Source organism: Polaromonas sp. P3_B1 (genome assembly GCF_056402935.1).
Genome location: NZ_JBFUGK010000005.1, coordinates 68,377 through 87,473, shown reverse-complemented (window position 1 = coordinate 87,473; position 19,097 = coordinate 68,377). Strand labels below are relative to the sequence as shown.

Below are 19,097 nucleotides of genomic sequence, written 5' to 3'. Positions count from 1 at the left end.
TTTTTAAAGGAGGTCATGCCATGTCAAACCGCACTCCCGCCGCGTCGCCGCTGACGCGCCGCCATTTTTCCGGCGCCCTGGTCGCCGCCCCCTGGCTGGCTTCAGTCGCACTTTCCCCGCTTTCCGCGCACGCCGCGGCGGCCGCCGTGGGCCAGGCGGCGCCCGACTTTTCCGCCGTGGACACGTCCGGCAAGACCCACCGCCTGGCCGACTACAAGGGCAAACTCGTGGTGCTCGAATGGACCAACCCGGGCTGCCCTTTTGTGCGCAAGCACTACAGCGGCAATATGCAAAGCCTGCAGAAAGAATTCACCGGCAAGGGCGTGGTCTGGCTGGCCGTCAACTCCACCGAAGCCGGCAGCGGCGACTACCTGGCGCCGGCCAAACTCGCCGGCTGGATGGCCGAGAAGCAGGGCCAGCCCAGCGCCACGCTGATGGACGAGTCGGGACAGATTGGGCAGCTCTACGGCGCCAAGACCACGCCCCACATGTACATCATCAGCCCGCAGGGGCAACTGATTTACGCCGGTGGCATCGACAGCATTCCCTCGGCACGCGTTGACGACATCAAGACCGCCACCAACTACGTGCGCCAGGGCCTGACGGAAGCGCTGGGCGGCAAGCCGCTGAGCGTGGCAAGCAGCCGCGCCTATGGCTGCTCGGTCAAATACAAAGACGCATAAACCCCCATCCGGAAAGCCTGCCATGACCTCCCTGCCCCCCGCCGAGCGCATGCCGCACATCCTGAACCACTACCGCACCATCGCGGTGGTGGGCTTGTCGCCGCAGCCGCACCGCGCCAGCTTTGACGTCGCGCGCTACATGCAGGCCAACGGCTACCGCATCATCCCGGTGAACCCCAACGCCACCGAGGTGCTGGGCGAGAAAGCCTATCCCTCGCTGAGCGAGGCGGCCCGCCACGAAAAAATCGAGCTGGTGAACTGCTTTCGCAACAGCGCGGACATCCCGCCCGTGGTCGACGAGGCCATCGCCATAGGCGCCAAGGCGGTGTGGATGCAGCTGGGCATCAGCAACCCGGCCGCGGCGGCCAAGGCCGAAGCCGCCGGCCTGCTGGTGGTGCAGGACCACTGCATCAAGATAGACCACCGGGTGCTGCAGTCGCGCGGCCTGCTGGACACGGCGGCCCGCACGGGCGCGTCGGCCTGAGCCCGGGAAAGCCAGGCTTGCGCGGCCGCGCATCGCCGCTGAAAATGCGCCATGTCCCTGCGCACGGCACCCATCCCTTCCTCCGCACCTGCCGTTCTGTCTTCCGCCCTCTTCTTCCTTTTCCCCCTGATGCTGGCCCTGGCCGGTTGCGCCGGCCCGGCGCCCACACACAGGGGTGAGGCCCAGGCCGCGCCTATGGCCGCCGGCGAGGTGGGCCAGTCGGACGTGAACCGCATGGCCACGCTGGGCATGCGAGACAATATGGAGAGCCTGCTGCGCCTGGCCGACAAGCTGTACCGCCGCAACCCGGCCGAGTGGCGCAAGACCAGCGCCGTCAGCCGCGACGCGGCCCTGGCCCAATTGCGCGTGGCAGTCGACACGCGCACGCCCTGGCCCGAACTGCAGGGCAAGCGCGACATCGCCGCGCTGTCGCTGGCCCTGGGGCCGGACTTCAAGGGCGACCGCGTGGCGGCATTCATCTACGCCAGCGCCGACATGGTGGTTGCCGCCCACGGCGGAAAAACCTCTTTCTACCTGACCGACAGCCTGGACGCGCAACACATCTACAACGCCGCGCGCAACATCGAGATTGCCGTGTGGATGCTGTCCAACCGCCGCAACGCCGCGGGCCAGCCCCTGCTGCTGTCCGACGAGATCAACGAGCGCGAGCGCAACCTGAGTTTTGAACGCGAGTTCGGCAAGGTCATAGGCCGGCTGGATTTGCTGGCCTCGGTGCTGACCGAGAAATACCGGCGCGCGGTCATCACTTACGTACAAAACCTGCTTGGAGGCACGTTCCTCCAGTTCTTACCGGTGAAATAGGTTCACCCCCTTCTCGGCTCACTTCGTGTAGCCGGATCCCCCCTTGCAGGGGGCGACACCTACGGCCCGGCAAAGCCGGTTCCGCGCCGCCACTGGGTTTGGCGTCATAGCTCTGCAGCCGTAGACAATAGCGGTTTGCCGTCTATTTCCGGAAATCCCATGCCCGATAACTACCTGCCCGAGGTCAGAAACCAGTACGAAGCCCTGCCTTACCCGCCCTGCAATCCGCAGGACGATCACAAGCGGCTGGTGCTGACCTGGCTGGAAGACCTGCCGATGATCAACCACTACTGCTTTGCGGGGAAGCAGTCTTTCCAGAAGGGCTTTCGGGCGCTGGTGGCGGGCGGGGGCACGGGCGATGCGACGATTTTTCTGGCGGAGCAGCTGCGCCATACCGACGGGCAGGTGGTGCACCTGGACATGAGCCAGGCCAGCATCGCGCTGGCCAAAGAGCGCGCGCAGATTCGCGGGCTCACCAACATCACCTGGGTGCATGACTCGCTGCTGAACCTGCCGGCGCTGGCCGCGCAGCTCGGCTGCTTTGACTACATCAACTGCAGCGGCGTGCTGCACCACCTGGCCGACCCGGACCTGGGCCTGAAGGCCCTTCTCAGCGTGCTCAAGCCGGACGGCGCCATCGGCCTCATGGTCTATGCCACCACGGGCCGCATCGGCGTCTACCAGATGCAGGCACTGATGCGCATGGTCAACGGCGGTGAGACGGATGCGCAGCGCAAGATCGCCAACACCCGCGACATCCTGGCCAGCCTGCCGCCGGGCAACTGGTTCAAGCGCAGTGAAGACCTGCACCATGACCACAAGGCCGGCGACGCCGGCATCTACGATTTGCTGCTGCATTCGCAGGACCGCTCGTACAGCGTGGGCGAACTCTTCGACTGGCTGGGCGATGGCACGGCGGACGGCAAGCAGGGCCACGGCCTGCACCTGGCGTTCAGCGACGTACAGCGCGGCCGCTCGCCCTACCTGCCGCACATGGTGCTGGGCGCCAAGCCGCCGGCCATGGCCGCTGCGCTGCGCAAGCTGCCGCTGCGGCAGCAGTATGAAATGGCCGAGCTGATGGGCGGCAGCATCATCACGCATTCGCTTTACCTGACGCGCGACGCGGCGTGCACCGCGCCTTATGGCGATACCAGCTACGTGCCTTTTTTCTACCACGAGCCGCTGACAGGCGAGGTGGCGGCGCAGGTGTTCGGCAACAGCCGCGGCCAGCCCTTCATGCTCAGGCACCAGCACTCGGGGGTTTCGGTGATGGTCAATCCCGGCAAGTACGGCGCGAAGATCCTGGGTCTTATCGACGGCCGCCGCAGTTTCGGCGAGATCTTCGAGCAGTTCCGCGCGGCCTGGCAGGGCAAGGCCGCGGCGCCCGACAACGCCGCGCTGTTCGCCGACTTCGCTGAATCCTATGAAACGCTGAATGCGCTGGAACGCCTGCTGCTCAGGCACGCCTCGGCGGCCGCAATATAGGAAGCCGGCTCAGGCGGCGGAGCTCCAGAGATCCGCCGTCGCTGAAGGCTGCTCCGCGCGCAGGTCCACCACCACCACAAGTTCACCGCCGAAGCGGCCTATGCCCAGGCCGCTCATGAGCTTTTGCTCTTCTTCCTGCGTCGCCATGCGCAGAAAACACAGCGCTTGCCGCTTGCCCGCGTGCGCGGCCGGCAGGATGTTGATCTGCTTGACCGAACCAAAACGGGCGCACATGGTGCTCAACACGGTTTGCAGGGTGGCGATGTCAGGGCATTGCTGCAACTGGTCGAGTTCGAGAGGGCTCATGATCCTTGCCTGGAATAAAAAGTAAGGGAACAACGGAGGGCCGCGCCGCTGGCGCATGGGCGGTGGTGCAGCATGCGGGGTGATATGACCACCCTTCGTGCGGAGCTTGCGATCCACAGCGTAGGACAAAACCGTGCGCGGGTAAGTGACGGAACGTTTTGCAACGCTTTAGCGCCAACACTTGCAAATCACAGCGTAAAAATCAGCGTGCCATGCGTCAGCATGTTCATTCAAGTTCAATGAACGACTGAAAAGCAGGTGCTTGCCCCGTGTCCGTTTCCGCTCCCCATCTAGCGCCCGCCTTCGCACTCCATGTGCTGCCGCATTCCGGCGCCGACCGCCTGGCCCGGCTGGCGGCCCGCGCCTGCGGCGTGCCGATTGCCATCGTCGCGGCGCTGGAAAACGGCGAGGCCCAGTTCGTTGCCGGCGCCGGCTTCTCCCCGCAGGAGCGCGAGGGGCTGGTCGCGCTGTGCGCCGCCACACTCGAAACGCCACCGCGCCAACCGCTGCTGCCGGCGCGCGGCGCGCCCGACATCAGCTTTTACCGGGGCCTGCCGCTGAGCCGGGACGACGGCACGCTGCTGGGCGTGCTGGCGGTCATGGACAAAACGGCGCGCAGCCTCGCCCCCGACGAGGAAGAAGACCTGGAGACGCTGGCCGGGCTGGCGGCCGCCCAGCTGGACGCGCGCCACGCCCAGCCGCAGCAGGCCGCGCGGCAGACGCAGGAAGACGCCCAGCGCCTGGCCACGCGCCTGGGCATCACGCTGGAAAGCATCACCGAAGGCTTTTACACGCTGGATCCGCAGTGGCGCTTCAGCTACCTCAACCGCGAAGGCGCACGCCTGCTGGGCCGGCCCTCCACGGAGCTGCTGGGCAAAAGCATCTGGAAGGAATTTCCGGGCGCCATCAACACCTTGTTCGCCGACAAGGTGCGCGCCGCGGTGGCGGGCAACTTCCAGGTGGAATTTGAGGCTTTGTATGCGCCGCTGGACAAATGGTTCGAGATACGCGCCTACCCCTTCCCCGATGGGGTGGCGATTTACTTTCGCGACGTCAGCGAGCGGCGCAAGGCGCGCGAGCAGCTCATGCTGCTGGAGACCAGCATCTCGCGGCTCAACGACATCGTGCTCATTGCCGAGGCTGTGCCTTCGGGCCGGCCCGGGCTGCGCATCATCTTCGCCAACAATGCCTTCGAGCAGCATACGGGCTACAGCCTGGCCGAGGCGCTGGGCCACTCGCCGCGCCTGCTGTGCGGGCCGCTGACGCAACACAGCGAGCTCGAGCGCATACGCAACGCCTTCCTGAAGGGCGAGCCGGTGCAGGCCGAGCTCATCACCTATAAAAAGAACGGCCGGCATTTCTGGATGGAAGTCGACATCGTGCCGGTGGCCGACGATGCCGGCGTCTTCTTCACGCACTGGGTGGCGGTGGGCCGCGACATCACGCGGCGCAAGGTCGCGGAAAGCGAGATCAAGCACCTGGCCTTCTACGACCCCTTGACCCAGTTGCCCAACCGCCAGCTGCTGATGGACAGGCTGGACGAGGCGCTGAGCCACAACCGCCGTCACCCGCGCGAAGGCGCGCTGATGTTCATAGACCTGGACAACTTCAAGACGCTCAACGACACCATGGGCCACCAGAAGGGCGACCTGCTGCTGCAGCAGGTGGCCAAGCGCCTGGCGGCCTGCGTGCGGCAGACCGACACGGTGGCGCGCCTGGGCGGGGATGAGTTCGTGGTCATGCTGGAAGACCTGGGCCAGGACCCGCGCGAAGCGACCCTCAAAGCCGAGTCCGTGAGCGGGCAGATCCTGGCCGCGCTGTGCGAACCCTACAGCCTGGCGGGCTACCAGCACTACAGCACCTGCAGCATAGGCGTGACGGCCTTCAACCAGACGCTGAACAACATCGGCGACCTGCTCAAGCAGGCCGACCTGGCGATGTACCAGGCCAAGATGGCGGGGCGCAACACGGTCTGCTTTTTCAACCCGGCCATGCAGGCCGCCGTGACCGCCAGTGCCGCGCTGCAGTCGGACCTGCGGCGCGGCCTGCGCGAAAAACAGTTCGTTCTTTATTACCAGCCGCAGGTGGGCCGCGACGGCCGCATGACCGGTGTGGAAGCCTTGCTGCGCTGGCGGCATGGCGAGCGCGGAATGGTGCAGCCCGCCGAGTTCATCCCGGCAGCCGAAGAAGCCGGGCTGATACTGCCGCTGGGCCAGTGGGCGCTGGAGACCGCCTGCCGCCAGCTCGCGACCTGGGCGCAGCGCCCCGAAACCGCGGCCCTGAGCATTGCGGTCAACGTCAGTGTGCGGCAGTTCCGCCACCCCGAGTTCGTGGACCTGGTGATGGCCGCGCTCAAGGAGACCCAGGTCAGCCCGCACAAGCTCAAGCTGGAGCTGACCGAAAGCCTGCTGGCCGAGGACATGGAAATCACCATCACCAAGATGGCCAGGCTCAAGAAGATGGGCGTGACCCTGTCGCTTGACGATTTCGGCATGGGTTATTCATCGCTGTCCTGCCTCAAGCGCCTGCCGCTGGACCAGCTCAAGATCGACAAGTCTTTTGTCGAAGACATACTGCGCGACCCCAACGACGCGGCCATCGCGCGCACCATCATCGGCCTGGCGCAAAGCCTGGGGCTGGGTGTGGTGGCCGAGGGCGTGGAAACCGAGGCGCAGCGCGACTTTCTGTCGCGCCACGGCTGCGATTGCTACCAGGGTTATCTGTTCTGCAAGCCCTTGCCGATTGACGAGCTTGAGGCTTTCATCACGACACTGGGCGTCTGACGGTTTTGAAGGCCTTGAGGGCTAGGCAGGCTGCCCGGCTGCTACCTTCTGATGATGCCGGTGTTCCAGCCGGAAGATGACTTCCTTGACGATGCCGTACATCACGGCGCGATCGCGATTCGGGTGGTCGGAAAAATGAACATGCGTGGAGCCCAGGGTCGCGCCCTCGGCGTCATAGCTCACGCTGATGCCGTAAGTCGTCATCAGCGCCCCGCAGGCGCGCCAGTCGCGTGTCCACTGCGGCAGGGCCTGGGCGCTGTCCCAGAGCGTGCCCGCGCTTTCATAGCATTCCTCGATGTGGGTGTGGCCCAGCAGCTGCGCCAGGTGCCGTTCCTTGGCGATGCAACTGCGGAAATACTCCTGGTCGTTCATGCGCATGGAAACACTCCTTCCAACCTCGTTCCGGGCACCGGCGAGCCCGTGCAGCCATGGTAAATCCGAACCCGCGTCCGTGCCAGTTGCGGCACCTGCCGAAGTGCCGGCACGCTATCGGCACGTCCCCGGCACGTCCCCGGCACCAGTGTCAATGGACACAAAGCCAACCTGAGACAATCGGTGCATGTTCGCACCCCTTCAAAACGACACCTTTTTGCGCGCCTGCCTGCGCCAGGCCACTCCCCACACCCCCGTCTGGCTGATGCGCCAGGCCGGGCGCTATTTGCCCGAATACCGCGCCACGCGGGCCCAGGCCGGCAGTTTCATGGGCCTGGCCACCAACACCGACTACGCCACCGAGGTCACGCTGCAACCGCTGGAGCGCTACCCGCTGGACGCCGCCATCCTGTTCAGCGACATCCTGACCGTGCCGGACGCCATGGGCCTGGGCCTGTCTTTCGCGCTGGGCGAGGGCCCGCGCTTTGCCACGCCGGTGCGCGACGAGGCCGCCGTGGCCAAGCTGCAGGTGCCGGACATGGCCAAGCTGCGCTATGTTTTTGACGCCGTCACCTCGATCCGCAAGGCCCTGAACGGCCGCGTGCCGCTGATCGGCTTTTCGGGCAGCCCGTGGACCCTGGCCTGCTACATGGTCGAAGGCGCGGGCTCCGACGACTACCGCCTGGTCAAGACCATGCTCTACCAGCGCCCCGACCTGATGCACAAGATGCTGGCCGTGAACGCCGACGCGGTGGCCGCCTACCTGAACGCCCAGATCGAGGCCGGCGCCCAGGCGGTGATGATTTTCGACAGCTGGGGCGGCGTGCTGGCCGACGCGGCCTTCAAGACTTTCAGCCTGGCCTACACGGCCCGCGTGCTGGCCCAGCTCAAACGCGAACACGAAGGCGTGAAAATCCCGCGCCTGGTGTTCACCAAGGGCGGCGGCCAGTGGCTGGAGGCCATGGCGCAGCTCGATTGCGAGGTGCTGGGGCTGGACTGGACGGTCAACCTGGCCCGGGCACGCGCACTGGTCGGCGAAAACGGCCCCCAGGCCAAGGCGCTGCAGGGTAACCTGGACCCGAACGTGCTCTTCGCCAACCCGGCCCAGATTGAGGCGGAGGCGGCCGCCGTGCTGGACAGCTTCGGCGCACCCCATACCGATGCCAGCCGGCCCGGACCGGCGCATATTTTCAACCTGGGCCACGGCATCAGCCAGCACACGCCGCCCGAGAGTGTTGAAGTGCTGGTGCGCGCAGTGCACGCTCACTCTCGCAGCATGCGCACCGCCCGTAGCTGAAACCTTTCGCGTACCCCTTATTTCGGCGCGCCAGGGGGGTATTTGCACCATGGCTAGCACAAAACAGGCCCTTGACAGCTGGACTTATGCACAAAAATCTTGTTGCGCCGCCGCAATGGCAAGGGCGGACTTTACTTCGCGCTATCAAAGCAATAGCGTAGCTAAGTCCTTGATTTATATAGAAACTTCAAATTGCTTTTTTTACGGGCAATTTAAGAAAAGCCTTGATTTACAAGGCTTCGCGCGCTTCGCCGACAAGCTGTCAACAAAGTTATCCACAGAAAATCTGGAAATCTGTAAAGTGGCGCCAAATCAACGACTTAGCGCATTGTCTGGATGTATTTCTCAAGAATTAAACACATTTAGTTACTCTGAATGAGCTATTGGCTGCAAGTCGTCGTCGCGGCGCCCGCACACAGTTCCATCGCCGGGCCGCTGACTTACCAGAGTGAGTTGCCACTCGCCGTGGGCTCGCTCGTGCGCGTGCCGCTGGGCCGGCGCGAGGTGCTGGGCGTGGTCTGGGAGCTGCTGGCCGACAGCGGCGCGCTGCTGGAAATGCAGACGCGCCACGTGGCCGGCGCGCTGGAAGGCCTGCCGCCCCTGTCCGCCACCTGGCGCAAGCTGGTGCAGTTCACCGCGGCTTATTACCAGCGCTCGCTGGGCGAAGTCGCGCTGGCGGCGCTGCCGCCCCAGTTGCGCGACCTCAGCAATGTGCAGCTGGCGCGACGGCTCAAGCGCCCGGTGGCCGACACCAGCGGCGTACCCGACGGCCAGGCCCTGCCGACGCTCAGCCCGCAGCAGGCCGCCGTGTTGGCCGAATTCCATGCCGACAGCCGGCCCGCGCTGCTGTTCGGCGCCACCGGCAGCGGCAAGACCGAGGTCTACCTGCGCGCCGCAGCCCGCGTGCTGGAACAGGACCCGGCCGCCCAGGTGCTGGTGATGGTGCCCGAGATCAACCTCACGCCGCAGCTGCAGTCGCGCTTTGAAGCGCGTTTTGCCCACCTGGGCAAGGAACGCGTGGTCGCCCTGCACAGCGGCCTGACGCCGGCCCAGCGCCTGAAAAGCTGGCTGGCGGCCCACGCCGGCCATGCCCGCCTGGTGCTGGGCACACGCATGGCGGTGTTTGCCTCCATGCCCAATTTGCGCCTGATCGTGGTCGATGAGGAACACGATCCCAGCTACAAACAGCAGGAAGGCGCGCGCTATTCGGCGCGCGACCTCGCGATTTACCGCGCCAAGATCGAGACCGAAGACGCCACGCATGCGCACGGCCCCTGCCGCGTGCTGCTGGGCTCGGCCACGCCCTCGCTGGAAAGCTGGCAGGCCACCCTTGCGGGCCGCTACCAGCGCCTGATGATGGACCAGCGCATTGGCTCGGCCACGGTTTTTGCAACCGGCGAAGAAGCCGCGCCCTATTCCGCCGGGCGGCAACCGGCGCCCTCTACCCCGCCCAAGGCTGGCGAACCAGGTGACGCAGGCAGCCTGCCCACGGTGCGCCGCGTGGACATGAACCACCAACCCAAGCACTGCATCATCGCGCCGCCGCTGTTGGACGCCATCGCCCAGCGCGTGGCGCGCGGCGAGCAGTCGCTGATTTTTTTGAACCGGCGCGGCTATGCCCCCGTGCTGGCCTGCCACGACTGCGGCTGGAAAAGCGAGTGCCCGCATTGCAGCGCGTTTCGCGTCTTCCACAAGATAGACCGCACCCTGCGCTGCCACCACTGCGGTTTCACCGAGCGCGTGCCGCGCGCCTGCCCCAGCTGCGGCAACATCGACATCGCGCCCGTGGGCCGCGGCACCGAACGGCTGGAAGAGCACCTGGCCGAACTGCTGGCCGGCGTGAAACGGCCCGACGGCGAGCCGGTGCGCATCGCCCGCATCGACGCCGACAGCACACGCCTCAAGGGCGCGCTCGAATCGCAGCTGGCCAGCGTGCATGCCGGCGAGGTCGACGTGCTGGTCGGCACACAGATGATTGCCAAGGGCCATGACTTCCGCCACATCACGCTGGTGGCCGCCATCAACCCCGACGGCGCGCTGTTTTCCAGCGACTTCCGCGCGCCCGAGCGCCTGTTCAGCCTGCTCATGCAGGCCGGCGGCCGCGCCGGCCGAGACGCGCGCCACAGCGGCGCCAGCGAGATGTGGGTACAAACCTTCCACCCCGAGCACCCCTTGTTCGCGGCGCTCAAGCAGCATGACTACGCGGGTTTTGCCACGCAACAGCTGGCCGAACGCGAAGCCGCCGGCATGTCGCCCTTCGGCTTTTCAGCGCTGGTGCGCGCCGAGGCGCGCACGCAGGAAGTGGCGCAAGGCTTCCTCAACGCAGCCGCCGCCCAGGCCGAGGCGCTGCAGCTCACCGGCAACGGCCAGGTCACCGCCTACCCGGCCGTGCCCATGACGATCCAGCGTGTGGCAAATATCGAGCGCGCGCAAATGCTGGTCGAAAGCCCTTCGCGCGCGGCGCTGCAGCGCTTTCTGGCGGCCTGGCAACCGGTACTGTTTGAGACGCGCCAGCAGGCTGAATTTAAAAGCCTGATTCGCTGGGCGATTGATGTGGATCCGATTGCGATTTGATTGGGTGGCGAGCGCTTCATTGAAATGTTAGAAGCCATGACTGCGACGGCCTAGTGCTTATTGATTTCAAATGAAAGCTCGGGGATGCGCTCAAAACAGCAAACGCTGCCACTGAACTCAAGTTTGAGCGTACCGTCCGAAAGAACTTCGAAGGGGGTCAATTCTTCGCGAGGAGCCGACGGCTGGTCCGTAATGAGTGTCGCACCCTCGGTGCGATAAGACATCAACATAACCTGCCACTTGCCCTCGTCAAGGGCTCCGTAGGCAAAGTCACCATCCGGGCCGAACTGCATCTGAACCCGTTCTCCAAAATCAACCTGCGGCTCACTCTGACGAAGCTCCCAACACCCGACGATCGGCGCATGTGGTCCCATATGATTTCTAACGTAATCCATGCCGCAAAATTCTGAGGCGTAACCTGGTGACTTCACCTACAAAAGCTGGCATTGAAGCTTTCTCATCTGAATAGTCTCGCAAGGGAATTCGCGATTGCCAACGCCACTACTCAGTCTCAGCACTGACCGTGATACCGCGGAAGCTACGGAACCACGCTTCGCGTTGCTCCGGAGTGGCGCCAAGACGTGACATGTGAATTTCCAGACATCGGCCTTTGTCATTGCCGGAAAACACGTGAGCCTTCAACTGCTCGATGGGCCCAATCTTGAACGCATACAAAAGCACCCAGGCATTGGCGCCCGCGGGATTGATTTGCACTGTTGCAAGATCCGGCCTGTACCTTGACATAGTGCTCCCAACAAGCCAACTTGCACACTGCTGAGCTGATGCACCTTCAGCCTTCTCCGAGAGTGCAGAGACATTCAATCCATCCGCTGTTGAGCCTAGTAGCAGCGCGGCCGGGTTTTGTGAAGCCGAGGGATGGGGGTGAAACTGAACTTGCGGCGCGCCAGGCACGACAACTTTGAAATTGGGGTCAGTGAGCCGAATCGTCAGGTCTTCAGCGAAGACTTGCGACGACCAGAGCAAGCTGCTGGCAGCAAAGGCGAGTGCAGAAGGTGTGTGCATAGTCACGGATTGTGAGGCTAAGCTAATGTAGCTGAGGCATGGTTTAGATGCTTGCTTTACTCGAGCTCGGCGATTGAGCGACTGCATCAATGAAGCCTGTGCAGCCGGATTGTGTGCATGCGTAGATGCCAAGCCTTCCCGTGAACTCCACGAAACAAGACTTTCCGGCAGTAGCCGTGATGGTGGCGACCTGCTCAAAATCAGCTCTGTTAGGCGTCACGGCCGTGACATGGGTGAGGCGCGGCAATAGCACGGATTGCCCATGGAGCGAAGGTTTAGTTGCGTTCCGCAAGCAGACGAATGCCAGCTGCGCAGAAGAAGGCTCCCAGCGTGGCTTGTATTGCCCGTCTGGCTTTCGCATACAGAGCAACCATGGGCTTTGTTGAGAATGTGATTGCATAGAGCAAGTGTGCGCACAGCGACAGCGTGGTCGTGCCAATGACGATGGATGCGCCCACCCACATGGGGGCACCGGTGTGAACCCCCAGCGAAACGATGGCGATCATTGCCAGTGCAGCTTTAGGGTTGGTCATCTGCACCGTGAGACCACGCAAGAAATATGAGGTCCACCTTCCGTCGAGTGAAACGATCGTTGCATGAATGTCCCTCGTGGACGCGGCCGAACGGAACGCTTTGTACCCGAGCCACAAAAGGTATAGACCACCCAGGATCTTGAGGACTTTCATGACCGTGGCGTAGGTTGCAATGACCGCGGTGAATCCAACGACGGCGAGCGAGACCCACAAAAAAGTTCCACACCCGACGCCGAGAGCCAGCGCGATACCCTCCCGGCGCCCGACGCCCATTGATGTACCGATAACTGCGAGAATGTTCGGACCGGGGCTCATGAGAGCGAGCATCACGGCGGTGTGGGCAAGGATAATTCCGGGCAAATAGATAGAGAGATGATCCATTGAGAAGCTCCTTTGGTTGCGGGGACGATCGACGACAGTGATCCGATAAGAAATAAACGCCTGATGTGAGAATGGCCGAGTCAGACTTCAGCGGAATTCAACACTGGGTGCGCAGAATGCGCATCCAGTGTCAGGGCCGAAACAGTCAGCCAGCAAGCCACGATGCGGGCACCAGGTTCAGGCGGCCGCAAGCCCTTGCCGTGCGAGGCAAGCCCCTCCCGTCACCTGCCGCCAGCTTTCCTGCCCCATCCAGCCACGCAGCGCCATCACACCCCTGGGCGTGATCTCCAGCGCGCGCATGCCCTGGCGGCGCATCAGCCAGCCGCTGTCCAGGCAATGCACGCAGATCAGCGTGCCGAGCTGCCCGGCGACATGAAAACGCCGTTCACTCCAGTCAAGGCAGGGCCGGCAATAAGGCCGCCTGGTATTAGTGCCGACCGGAGAAGCTGAGAGCTCAATGCCCAGGCGCGCCAGCACGGCGCCGGCCTTGTCGGTCGCATGGCCGGCCTCGCCGTCAAACACAACCGCACCGTCTTCCACCAGGTGCTGGGCAATGGCCACGCCCAGCCGGCCGGCGATGTGGTCGTAGCAGCTGCGCGCCATGCGCATGGCGGCATCCTTGGGGCCGGGCACCACGGCGCGGCGCACGGCTGGCGTGTTCTGCGCCGCGAGTTGCGTGATGCCTTCGAGCACGCGGGCCACCTCGGGCGAAGCCAGCCGGTGGTAGCGGTGCCGGCCGTGCTGCTCCACGCACAGCAGGCCGCCTTCGACCAGCAGCGCGAGGTGGCGGCTGGCGGTTTGCGGCGAGACATTGCCGGCGCCGGCCAGTTCATGGGCGGTGAGCGAACGGCCGTCCAGAAGCTCCATCAGCATGGCAGTGCGGGCCGGTTCGCCGACCAGGGAGGCGATATGGGCGATCTGGTTGGTGTTCATGCTGCAACCTTAGCAGCATCAGGGAGCCCATGCTTCGCTCCAGGGCGAAGCATTGCAACCCCTCTTCACCGCACCATGGAAGCCATGCCCTACCAGGAGAAACCCATGGAATTGCCCCTCACCCCCACCTTGCAGCCGCCAGCGCCGCGCCCCTTTTTTGGCGCCACCGTGGTGCGCGCCGCCTTTGTTATTGCCATCTTCGGCTGGGGCCTGGGTTTTTACAGCCCGGCGATTTTTTTGCATGCGGTGTTGGCGCGCACCGGCTGGGCCTTGCCGCTGGTATCCAGCGCGGTGACTTTTCACTTTTTGTTCGGCGCGGGCGTGGTGGCCTGCCTGCCGCGCATACACAAGCGCCTCGGTGTGGCCGCCACCACGGCCGCGGGCGCCGCCGCGCTGGCGCTGGGCCTGATGGGCTGGGCGCTGGCCGCGCAGCCCTGGCAATTGTTTGCGGCCGCACTGCTGACCGGCGGCGGCTGGGTCACCATGGGTGCGGCGGGCATCAACGCCATCATCTCGCCGTGGTTTGCGCGTGGTCGGCCCATGGCGCTGGCGAAAGCGTATAACGGCGCCAGCCTGGGCGGCATGATTTTTTCGCCGCTGTGGGGTGCGCTGATCGCAGCGATGGGTTTTACCGCCGCCAGCGTGCTGGTGGGCGCCACCATGCTGGCCGTGGTGCTGGGCCTCAGTTTTTTTGTGGTGGCGAAGACGCCCGAGCGCCTGGGCCAGCGGGCCGACGGCGATGCGCCGGGTGCGCCCTCGCGCAGCCTCACCTCTGCGCATGCCAAACCACTGCCGGGCCGGCTGCTGTGGCGCGACCGCGGCTTTCGCACGCTGGCCGCCGCCATGGCGCTCAGCTTGTTCGCGCAAGCCGGCCTGATCACGCATCTGTATTCGCTGCTGGTCTTCGCGCTGGGGACCCGGGGTGCGGGCCTGGCGATGGCGCTGGCCACCGCCTGCGCCATAGGCGGGCGCACCGTAGTCGGCAAATGCATGCCGCCGGATGCCGACCGCCGGCGGGTGGCCAGCGTGAGCTACGCGGTGCAGATCGTCGGCTCGCTGTTGCTGGCTTGCGCGGCGGAGCAGCAGACGGTGCTGATCCTGGCAGGCGTGGTGCTGTTCGGCGTCGGCATAGGCAATGCGACCTCGCTGCCGCCGCTGGTGGCGCAGGTGGAATTCGTCAAGGAAGACGTTCCGCGCGTGGTGGCGCTGATCGTCGCCATGTCGCAAGGCCTGTGGGCGCTGGCGCCGGCGACGTTTGCCTTGCTGCTGGTGACGGCCAACGGGAGCCCGGTCCACCTGGGCGCGGGCACCGGCCTTTATTTCGGCGCGACGGTGCTGCTGCAGCTGGCGGCGATTGCCTGCATGCTGGGCGGGCGCAAATCCGCGGGCTGAAGCGTTTCAGGAAAGGCGCGGCGAGGAAGCTCGCGTAAGGCCGGGCTCGCAGGCCGCGGCGCGCGCCAGCAGCAGTTCGCGTTCACGCAGGTTGCGCGTGAGCGAGGCGGCGCGTTCAAACTCGGCATGGGCTTCGTCAAAGCGGCCCAGCTTGAACAAAAAGTCGCCGCGCACGCTGGGCAGCAGGTGGTAGTTTTTCATCAGGGGCTCGGCCAGCAGTGCATCGGCCACCTCCAGCCCGGTGGCCGGTCCGAAAGCCATGGCCAGCGCCACGGCGCGATTGAGCTCCACCACCGGCGAGGGCGCGAGCTGCGCCAGCGCATCGTAGAGCGCGGCGATGCGTTGCCAGTCGGTGTCGGCGCCGGTGGGCGCGCGCGCATGGCAGGCGGCGATCGCGGCTTGCAACGCATACGGCCCCAACGCGCCGCCCAGGGCCTCGGCGCGCGCCAGCGCGGCCAGGCCGCGGCGTATCAGGATGTGGTCCCAGCGCGCGCGGTTCTGGTCCAGCAAAAGAACCGGTTCGCCCGAAGGCCCGGTGCGCGCCTTGGAACGCGAGGCCTGGATTTCCATGAGGGCGACCAGGCCGTGGACTTCAGGCTCCTGCGTGGCAAGCTCGGCCAGCACACGGCCCAACCGCAAGGCCTCGTCGCAGAGCGCGGGCCGCATCCAGTCGCCGCCCGAGGTGGCCGAATAGCCTTCGTTGAAGATCAGGTAGATGACCTCCAGCACCGAGGCCAGCCGCGCGTTGCGCTCTTCGGGGCCGGGCACTTCGAAGGGCACACGCGCCTCGGCCAGGGTGCGCTTGGCGCGCACGATGCGCTGGGCCACCGTGGGTTCGGGCACCAGGAAGGCGCGCGCGATCTCGTCGGTGGTGAGGCCGCCCAGCAGCCGCAGCGTGAGCGCGATGCGCGCCTCCGTCGACAGCACCGGGTGGCAGGCGGTGAAGATCAGGCGCAGCAGGTCGTCGCCGTAGTCGTCGGCACCGTCGTCGCCGGAGCCGGGCTCGTTTACATCGGCAAAAGCCATGTCCTGCTCCATCTCGAGTTCGCGGCCCAGCTCTTCGTGCTTGAGCGCGAGCAGCTTGCGCCGCCGCAGGTAGTCGATGGCGCGGTGCTTGGCGACGGCCATGAGCCAGGCGCCCGGGTTATCCGGCACGCCCGTCTGGGGCCAGCGCTCAAGCGCCGTGACCAGGGCGTCCTGCGCGATCTCTTCGGCCAGGCCCACCTCCTGCACCATGCGCGCGACCTTGGCGATGACCTTGGCCGACTCGATGCGCCAGACGGCGTCGATGGCGCGGTGGGTTTCATGGGACGCCATGGGGCCTCAGCCGCCCTTGCCCTTGCCTGCTGCGTTCTTTCCGCTCGGGGCCTGCTGCATTTCGGTGAAACCCTCCGCCGCCTGCTGCACGTCGGCCGGGAAGTCCGACATCTCCATCACCTGGCGCACTTCGATGGTTTCGTTCTCGGCGGCGGGGCAGCGCGAGGCCCAGCGTATGGCTTCCTCACGAGAGGCCACATTGATCATCCAGAAGCCGCCCAGCACCTCGCGCGCTTCGGCAAAGGGGCCGTCGGTCACTTTCGCCTTGCCGCCGGGAAAACTCACGCGCGCGCCCATGGCGGGCGGGTGCAGGCCTTCGAGCGAGAGCAGCACGCCGGCTTTTTGCAGCTCTTCGTTGTACTTCATCATGGCGGCCACGGCGTCGGCGCTGGGCAGGGTGCCGGCTTCGGCGCTCTCGTAGCCTTTGGGGATCATCAGCATCATGAATCGCATTTGAATACTCCTTGGATAGTGGGTGAGCCGGACCTGGCGCATTCGCCGTGAGTTGCCTGGCTCTACCTGTATGACGAATGGTTTGGGAGAAATCGACAGGAAATCTGCGAGATTCCTCAAAAAAACTGTTTCGGCTTGGCTTATTTTTCAGCGGCAGCCTTGAGGTCCGCCAGGCCGGCTTCAAAGTCCTTGCCCACCATCTTGTCCATGCTGAAAAACACTTGCATGACCTTGGACAGCAGCGGCGCGGGACCGGCCATTTCCCAGCTCACAAGGCTGCCGCCGGCCTGCGGCTGAATGCTGAAAACCACTTTGTTATGGGCTTCAAAGGGCTTGCTGAAATTGAGGTCTATCTTGAGCAGGGAAGACGGCACCGATTCAGTGATCAGCATGTCGCCCACGCCGACCTCCTTGCTGTCCCAGGCGTAGGCCGAGCCCTTGCCGGCCGCCGGGCCGCTGAAGCTGCGCTTCATGGCCGGGTCTTTTTTCTCCCAGGGCGACCAGGCGCCCCAGTTTTTGTAGTCGGTGATCAGGGGGACGATTTTTTCGGGAGGCGCCTGGATGCTGGCCTGGCGCTGGACGCGGAAGGTGTCGGGCTTGCTGGAGGCCAGCACCAGCACGGTCACGATGAAAAGCACAATGGCGACGGCGGCAATGAGGGCGACGGTCTTGAACATATCAATCTCCTGAGTTGGTGTTCGCTTACTTTTTGAGGACGGGGCGAGCGCCGGATTCATCGGGCCTGCACGCTGTACGGCCCTTCAGAAAGCGTCTGCTCTACCGCTACGACGAACGGAAAACGCGAAATCGACATGCCTGGCGAAAAAATTTCAAGAATTTTTTGGCCGCGGCCCTGAGGCTCAGGCCATGCCGAAGTCGGCGGCTTCATAGAGCAGCCGGATTTCGACCTCAACCTCTTCGGTGTCGCTAAACGGAAACGGGTAGCCCAGGGCCCAATCCACCGCAGCCTGCAGCGAACGCGCCTGGATGATCCAGAAGCCGGCCAGCAATTCCTTGGCTTCGGCAAAAGGCCCGTCCATGATGCTGGGTTTGCCCCGGGTGAACTTCATGCGGGAGGCGCTCGCGCTGGGTTTGAGGCCTTCGCCCATCAGCAGCACGCCGGCCTTGACGGCATCGTCGTTGTGCTGGGCCATGCGCCCCAGCCACTGGCTGTCGGGCACGGCGCCGGTCTCAGCCCTGTCATTGGCCTTGAGCAAAATCATGAAGCGGCGAAAGCCTTCGGGCAAGGCCGGTGCGCCTTCCCCGGGCACCCCGCGCAACCCGCCGGGGCAGCCGCCTTCGCGGATTTCCAGCGAAGTGTTGCCGTCGGCGTCCTCCTGCGGCCAGCGTTTGAGCCATTCGATGACTTCCTCGCGCGAGGCCGCTTCGACCATGGTGAAGCCGGCGATCAGTTCCTTGGCTTCGGTGAAGGGGCCGTCGGTCACCGTGGGCTTGCCGCCGGAAAAGCGGATGCGCGCGCCTTTTGAGCTGGGCTGCAGGCCCTCACCGCCCAGCAGCATGCCGGCCTTGGCCAGTTCTTCGTTGTAGGCGCCCATGGCGGCCAGCAATGCGGGGCTGGGCATTTCGCCGGCTTCGGTCGCGGCATCGGCTTTGCGCAGGATCATGAATTGCATGCGTGGTATCTCCCCGGAGTAGCGGCTGACGCCGCGATCCCCGGTTTTTACCTCAAACGCGGGGTCGCCGCGTTTCAGCGCTGCGCCTCGACCTGCCTGCGCAGGCGCTCCTCGGCCTCGCGCAGCTCAGGCGTGAACTCGGCGCCGAAGTCTTCGGCCGAGAACACCTGGCGGATCTCGATTTCAGCGTCGCTCTCAGGCGGAAAGGGCGCGCGCTTGACCCATTCAATCGCTTCTTCTTTCGACGAGACCTGCAGTATCCAGAAACCGGCCACCAGCTCCTTGGTTTCGGGGAAAGGCCCGTCGACCACCGTGCGCTTGCCGCCGGAAAATTTGACGCGCGAGCCCTTGGAGCTGGGGTGCAGGCCCTCACCCGCAAGCATGACACCGGCCTTGACCAGCGATTCGTTGAACTTGCCCATATCGGCCAGCAGTTGTTCGCTGGGCATTTCGCCGGCTTCGCTGTGTTTGTCGGCTTTGACGAGGACCATGAATTTCATTTCGGACTCCTTGAGCTTGGGTTGGGAGCGGAGAGCCCGGACAACCCGGGCAGAAACATCCTGCTCTTACCGGTATGACGAACGGCCGGCGGGCAAATCGACAACATGGCGCCGTCTTTTTTCGG

Annotated in this window: 20 protein-coding genes and 1 pseudogene; 9 read left to right on the top strand and 12 right to left on the bottom strand. The window is 64.8% G+C overall.

Going from position 1 to position 19,097, the window contains the following annotated elements:
- Nucleotides 1-20: 20 nt before the first annotated feature.
- From AC1DXS_RS04515 to AC1DXS_RS04500, 4 genes are all read left to right on the top strand, one after another.
- Complete coding sequence (locus AC1DXS_RS04515) at nucleotides 21-683, top strand: thioredoxin family protein (protein ID WP_477736378.1); 663 nt, start codon at nucleotides 21-23, stop codon at nucleotides 681-683.
- A 22-nt stretch (nucleotides 684-705) separates the two neighbouring features.
- Nucleotides 706-1,167: a CoA-binding protein gene (locus tag AC1DXS_RS04510; protein WP_477736377.1), complete on the top strand. Its 462-nt coding sequence runs from the start codon at nucleotides 706-708 to the stop codon at nucleotides 1,165-1,167.
- A gap of 51 nt (nucleotides 1,168-1,218) precedes the next feature.
- Nucleotides 1,219-1,989, top strand: a complete 771-nt coding sequence (locus AC1DXS_RS04505) for a hypothetical protein (protein WP_477736376.1) — start codon at nucleotides 1,219-1,221, stop codon at nucleotides 1,987-1,989.
- A 159-nt stretch (nucleotides 1,990-2,148) separates the two neighbouring features.
- Nucleotides 2,149-3,474 carry a class I SAM-dependent methyltransferase gene (locus tag AC1DXS_RS04500; protein WP_477736375.1) on the top strand — a complete coding sequence of 442 codons (1,326 nt, stop codon included), beginning with the start codon at nucleotides 2,149-2,151 and terminating at the stop codon, nucleotides 3,472-3,474.
- A gap of 9 nt (nucleotides 3,475-3,483) precedes the next feature.
- Here AC1DXS_RS04500 and AC1DXS_RS04495 read toward each other — a convergent pair whose 3' ends face one another.
- The gene (locus AC1DXS_RS04495; protein WP_477736374.1) at nucleotides 3,484-3,780 is read right to left on the bottom strand and encodes a hypothetical protein; all 297 of its coding nucleotides are present in this window, start codon (nucleotides 3,778-3,780) and stop codon (nucleotides 3,484-3,486) included.
- 269 nt (nucleotides 3,781-4,049) lie between these two features.
- Here AC1DXS_RS04495 and AC1DXS_RS04490 point away from each other — a divergent pair, with 269 nt between their 5' ends.
- Nucleotides 4,050-6,563 carry an EAL domain-containing protein gene (locus AC1DXS_RS04490; protein ID WP_477736373.1) on the top strand — a complete coding sequence of 838 codons (2,514 nt, stop codon included), beginning with the start codon at nucleotides 4,050-4,052 and terminating at the stop codon, nucleotides 6,561-6,563.
- A gap of 21 nt (nucleotides 6,564-6,584) precedes the next feature.
- On the opposite strand, the gene AC1DXS_RS04485 is transcribed toward AC1DXS_RS04490, so the two are convergent.
- Nucleotides 6,585-6,941 carry an aminoacyl-tRNA synthetase gene (locus AC1DXS_RS04485; RefSeq protein WP_477736372.1) on the bottom strand — a complete coding sequence of 119 codons (357 nt, stop codon included), beginning with the start codon at nucleotides 6,939-6,941 and terminating at the stop codon, nucleotides 6,585-6,587.
- A 181-nt stretch (nucleotides 6,942-7,122) separates the two neighbouring features.
- Between AC1DXS_RS04485 and hemE the strand changes: the two genes are divergently transcribed.
- From hemE to priA, 3 genes are read left to right on the top strand one after another with little or no spacing between them, the layout of a single operon-like run.
- Nucleotides 7,123-8,232 (top strand): uroporphyrinogen decarboxylase, encoded by a 1,110-nt coding sequence (hemE, locus tag AC1DXS_RS04480; RefSeq protein ID WP_477736371.1) that lies wholly within the window; start codon nucleotides 7,123-7,125, stop codon nucleotides 8,230-8,232.
- A 49-nt stretch (nucleotides 8,233-8,281) separates the two neighbouring features.
- Nucleotides 8,282-8,611: a hypothetical protein gene (locus AC1DXS_RS04475; protein WP_477736370.1), complete on the top strand. Its 330-nt coding sequence runs from the start codon at nucleotides 8,282-8,284 to the stop codon at nucleotides 8,609-8,611.
- A complete protein-coding gene (priA, locus tag AC1DXS_RS04470; RefSeq protein ID WP_477736369.1) occupies nucleotides 8,608-10,806 on the top strand; it encodes a replication restart helicase PriA in 2,199 nt (732 codons plus the stop codon). Before AC1DXS_RS04475 ends, priA begins: the two co-directional genes overlap by 4 nt.
- A 50-nt stretch (nucleotides 10,807-10,856) precedes the next feature.
- Here the strand turns inward: priA and AC1DXS_RS04465 are convergent, their stop codons facing one another.
- From AC1DXS_RS04465 to AC1DXS_RS04450, 4 genes are all read right to left on the bottom strand, one after another.
- Nucleotides 10,857-11,201 (bottom strand): hypothetical protein, encoded by a 345-nt coding sequence (locus tag AC1DXS_RS04465; protein WP_477736368.1) that lies wholly within the window; start codon nucleotides 11,199-11,201, stop codon nucleotides 10,857-10,859.
- Nucleotides 11,202-11,307: 106 nt separating this feature from the next.
- Complete coding sequence (locus AC1DXS_RS04460) at nucleotides 11,308-11,829, bottom strand: hypothetical protein (RefSeq protein ID WP_477736367.1); 522 nt, start codon at nucleotides 11,827-11,829, stop codon at nucleotides 11,308-11,310.
- Between the two features lie 275 nt (nucleotides 11,830-12,104).
- Nucleotides 12,105-12,743, bottom strand: a complete 639-nt coding sequence (locus AC1DXS_RS04455; RefSeq protein ID WP_477736366.1) for a LysE family translocator — start codon at nucleotides 12,741-12,743, stop codon at nucleotides 12,105-12,107.
- Nucleotides 12,744-12,920: 177 nt separating this feature from the next.
- Entirely contained in the window at nucleotides 12,921-13,676 is a 756-nt protein-coding gene (locus AC1DXS_RS04450; RefSeq protein WP_477736365.1) for an ArsR/SmtB family transcription factor, read from the bottom strand.
- Nucleotides 13,677-13,781: 105 nt separating this feature from the next.
- Between AC1DXS_RS04450 and AC1DXS_RS04445 the strand changes: the two genes are divergently transcribed.
- Complete coding sequence (locus tag AC1DXS_RS04445) at nucleotides 13,782-15,068, top strand: MFS transporter (protein WP_477736364.1); 1,287 nt, start codon at nucleotides 13,782-13,784, stop codon at nucleotides 15,066-15,068.
- A 6-nt stretch (nucleotides 15,069-15,074) separates the two neighbouring features.
- Here AC1DXS_RS04445 and AC1DXS_RS04440 read toward each other — a convergent pair whose 3' ends face one another.
- From AC1DXS_RS04440 to AC1DXS_RS04415, 6 genes and pseudogenes are all read right to left on the bottom strand, one after another.
- The gene (locus tag AC1DXS_RS04440) at nucleotides 15,075-16,385 is read right to left on the bottom strand and encodes an RNA polymerase sigma factor (protein WP_477736363.1); all 1,311 of its coding nucleotides are present in this window, start codon (nucleotides 16,383-16,385) and stop codon (nucleotides 15,075-15,077) included.
- Nucleotides 16,386-16,391: 6 nt separating this feature from the next.
- The gene (locus tag AC1DXS_RS04435) at nucleotides 16,392-16,838 is read right to left on the bottom strand and encodes a YciI family protein (RefSeq protein ID WP_477736362.1); all 447 of its coding nucleotides are present in this window, start codon (nucleotides 16,836-16,838) and stop codon (nucleotides 16,392-16,394) included.
- Between the two features lie 140 nt (nucleotides 16,839-16,978).
- Nucleotides 16,979-17,515 carry an SRPBCC family protein gene (locus AC1DXS_RS04430; protein ID WP_477736361.1) on the bottom strand — a complete coding sequence of 179 codons (537 nt, stop codon included), beginning with the start codon at nucleotides 17,513-17,515 and terminating at the stop codon, nucleotides 16,979-16,981.
- Nucleotides 17,516-17,698: 183 nt separating this feature from the next.
- The gene (locus tag AC1DXS_RS04425; protein WP_477736435.1) at nucleotides 17,699-18,061 is read right to left on the bottom strand and encodes a YciI family protein; all 363 of its coding nucleotides are present in this window, start codon (nucleotides 18,059-18,061) and stop codon (nucleotides 17,699-17,701) included.
- Between the two features lie 75 nt (nucleotides 18,062-18,136).
- A pseudogene (locus AC1DXS_RS04420) lies at nucleotides 18,137-18,472 on the bottom strand (YciI family protein); the annotation flags it as partial.
- 74 nt (nucleotides 18,473-18,546) lie between these two features.
- On the bottom strand, nucleotides 18,547-18,972 hold the full coding sequence (locus AC1DXS_RS04415; protein ID WP_477716034.1) for a YciI family protein: 426 nt from the start codon (nucleotides 18,970-18,972) through the stop codon (nucleotides 18,547-18,549).
- Between the last annotated feature and the right edge of the window lie 125 nt (nucleotides 18,973-19,097).

Bases quoted from the DNA above. Each gene is read 5' to 3' on its own strand.
- AC1DXS_RS04415 (WP_477716034.1), bottom strand. From the start codon at position 18,972: ATGAAATTCATGGTCCTCGTCAAAGCCGACAAACACAGCGAAGCCGGC.
- AC1DXS_RS04430 (WP_477736361.1), bottom strand. From the start codon at position 17,515: ATGTTCAAGACCGTCGCCCTCATTGCCGCCGTCGCCATTGTGCTTTTC.
- hemE (WP_477736371.1), top strand. From the start codon at position 7,123: ATGTTCGCACCCCTTCAAAACGACACCTTTTTGCGCGCCTGCCTGCGC.
- AC1DXS_RS04465 (WP_477736368.1), bottom strand. From the start codon at position 11,201: ATGGATTACGTTAGAAATCATATGGGACCACATGCGCCGATCGTCGGG.
- AC1DXS_RS04505 (WP_477736376.1), top strand. From the start codon at position 1,219: ATGTCCCTGCGCACGGCACCCATCCCTTCCTCCGCACCTGCCGTTCTG.
- AC1DXS_RS04510 (WP_477736377.1), top strand. From the start codon at position 706: ATGACCTCCCTGCCCCCCGCCGAGCGCATGCCGCACATCCTGAACCAC.
- AC1DXS_RS04440 (WP_477736363.1), bottom strand. From the start codon at position 16,385: ATGGCGTCCCATGAAACCCACCGCGCCATCGACGCCGTCTGGCGCATC.
- AC1DXS_RS04515 (WP_477736378.1), top strand. From the start codon at position 21: ATGTCAAACCGCACTCCCGCCGCGTCGCCGCTGACGCGCCGCCATTTT.
- AC1DXS_RS04455 (WP_477736366.1), bottom strand. From the start codon at position 12,743: ATGGATCATCTCTCTATCTATTTGCCCGGAATTATCCTTGCCCACACC.
- AC1DXS_RS04485 (WP_477736372.1), bottom strand. From the start codon at position 6,941: ATGCGCATGAACGACCAGGAGTATTTCCGCAGTTGCATCGCCAAGGAA.
- AC1DXS_RS04445 (WP_477736364.1), top strand. From the start codon at position 13,782: ATGGAATTGCCCCTCACCCCCACCTTGCAGCCGCCAGCGCCGCGCCCC.
- AC1DXS_RS04450 (WP_477736365.1), bottom strand. From the start codon at position 13,676: ATGAACACCAACCAGATCGCCCATATCGCCTCCCTGGTCGGCGAACCG.
- AC1DXS_RS04475 (WP_477736370.1), top strand. From the start codon at position 8,282: ATGGCTAGCACAAAACAGGCCCTTGACAGCTGGACTTATGCACAAAAA.
- AC1DXS_RS04460 (WP_477736367.1), bottom strand. From the start codon at position 11,829: ATGCACACACCTTCTGCACTCGCCTTTGCTGCCAGCAGCTTGCTCTGG.
- AC1DXS_RS04495 (WP_477736374.1), bottom strand. From the start codon at position 3,780: ATGAGCCCTCTCGAACTCGACCAGTTGCAGCAATGCCCTGACATCGCC.
- priA (WP_477736369.1), top strand. From the start codon at position 8,608: ATGAGCTATTGGCTGCAAGTCGTCGTCGCGGCGCCCGCACACAGTTCC.
- AC1DXS_RS04425 (WP_477736435.1), bottom strand. From the start codon at position 18,061: ATGATTTTGCTCAAGGCCAATGACAGGGCTGAGACCGGCGCCGTGCCC.
- AC1DXS_RS04435 (WP_477736362.1), bottom strand. From the start codon at position 16,838: ATGCGATTCATGATGCTGATGATCCCCAAAGGCTACGAGAGCGCCGAA.
- AC1DXS_RS04500 (WP_477736375.1), top strand. From the start codon at position 2,149: ATGCCCGATAACTACCTGCCCGAGGTCAGAAACCAGTACGAAGCCCTG.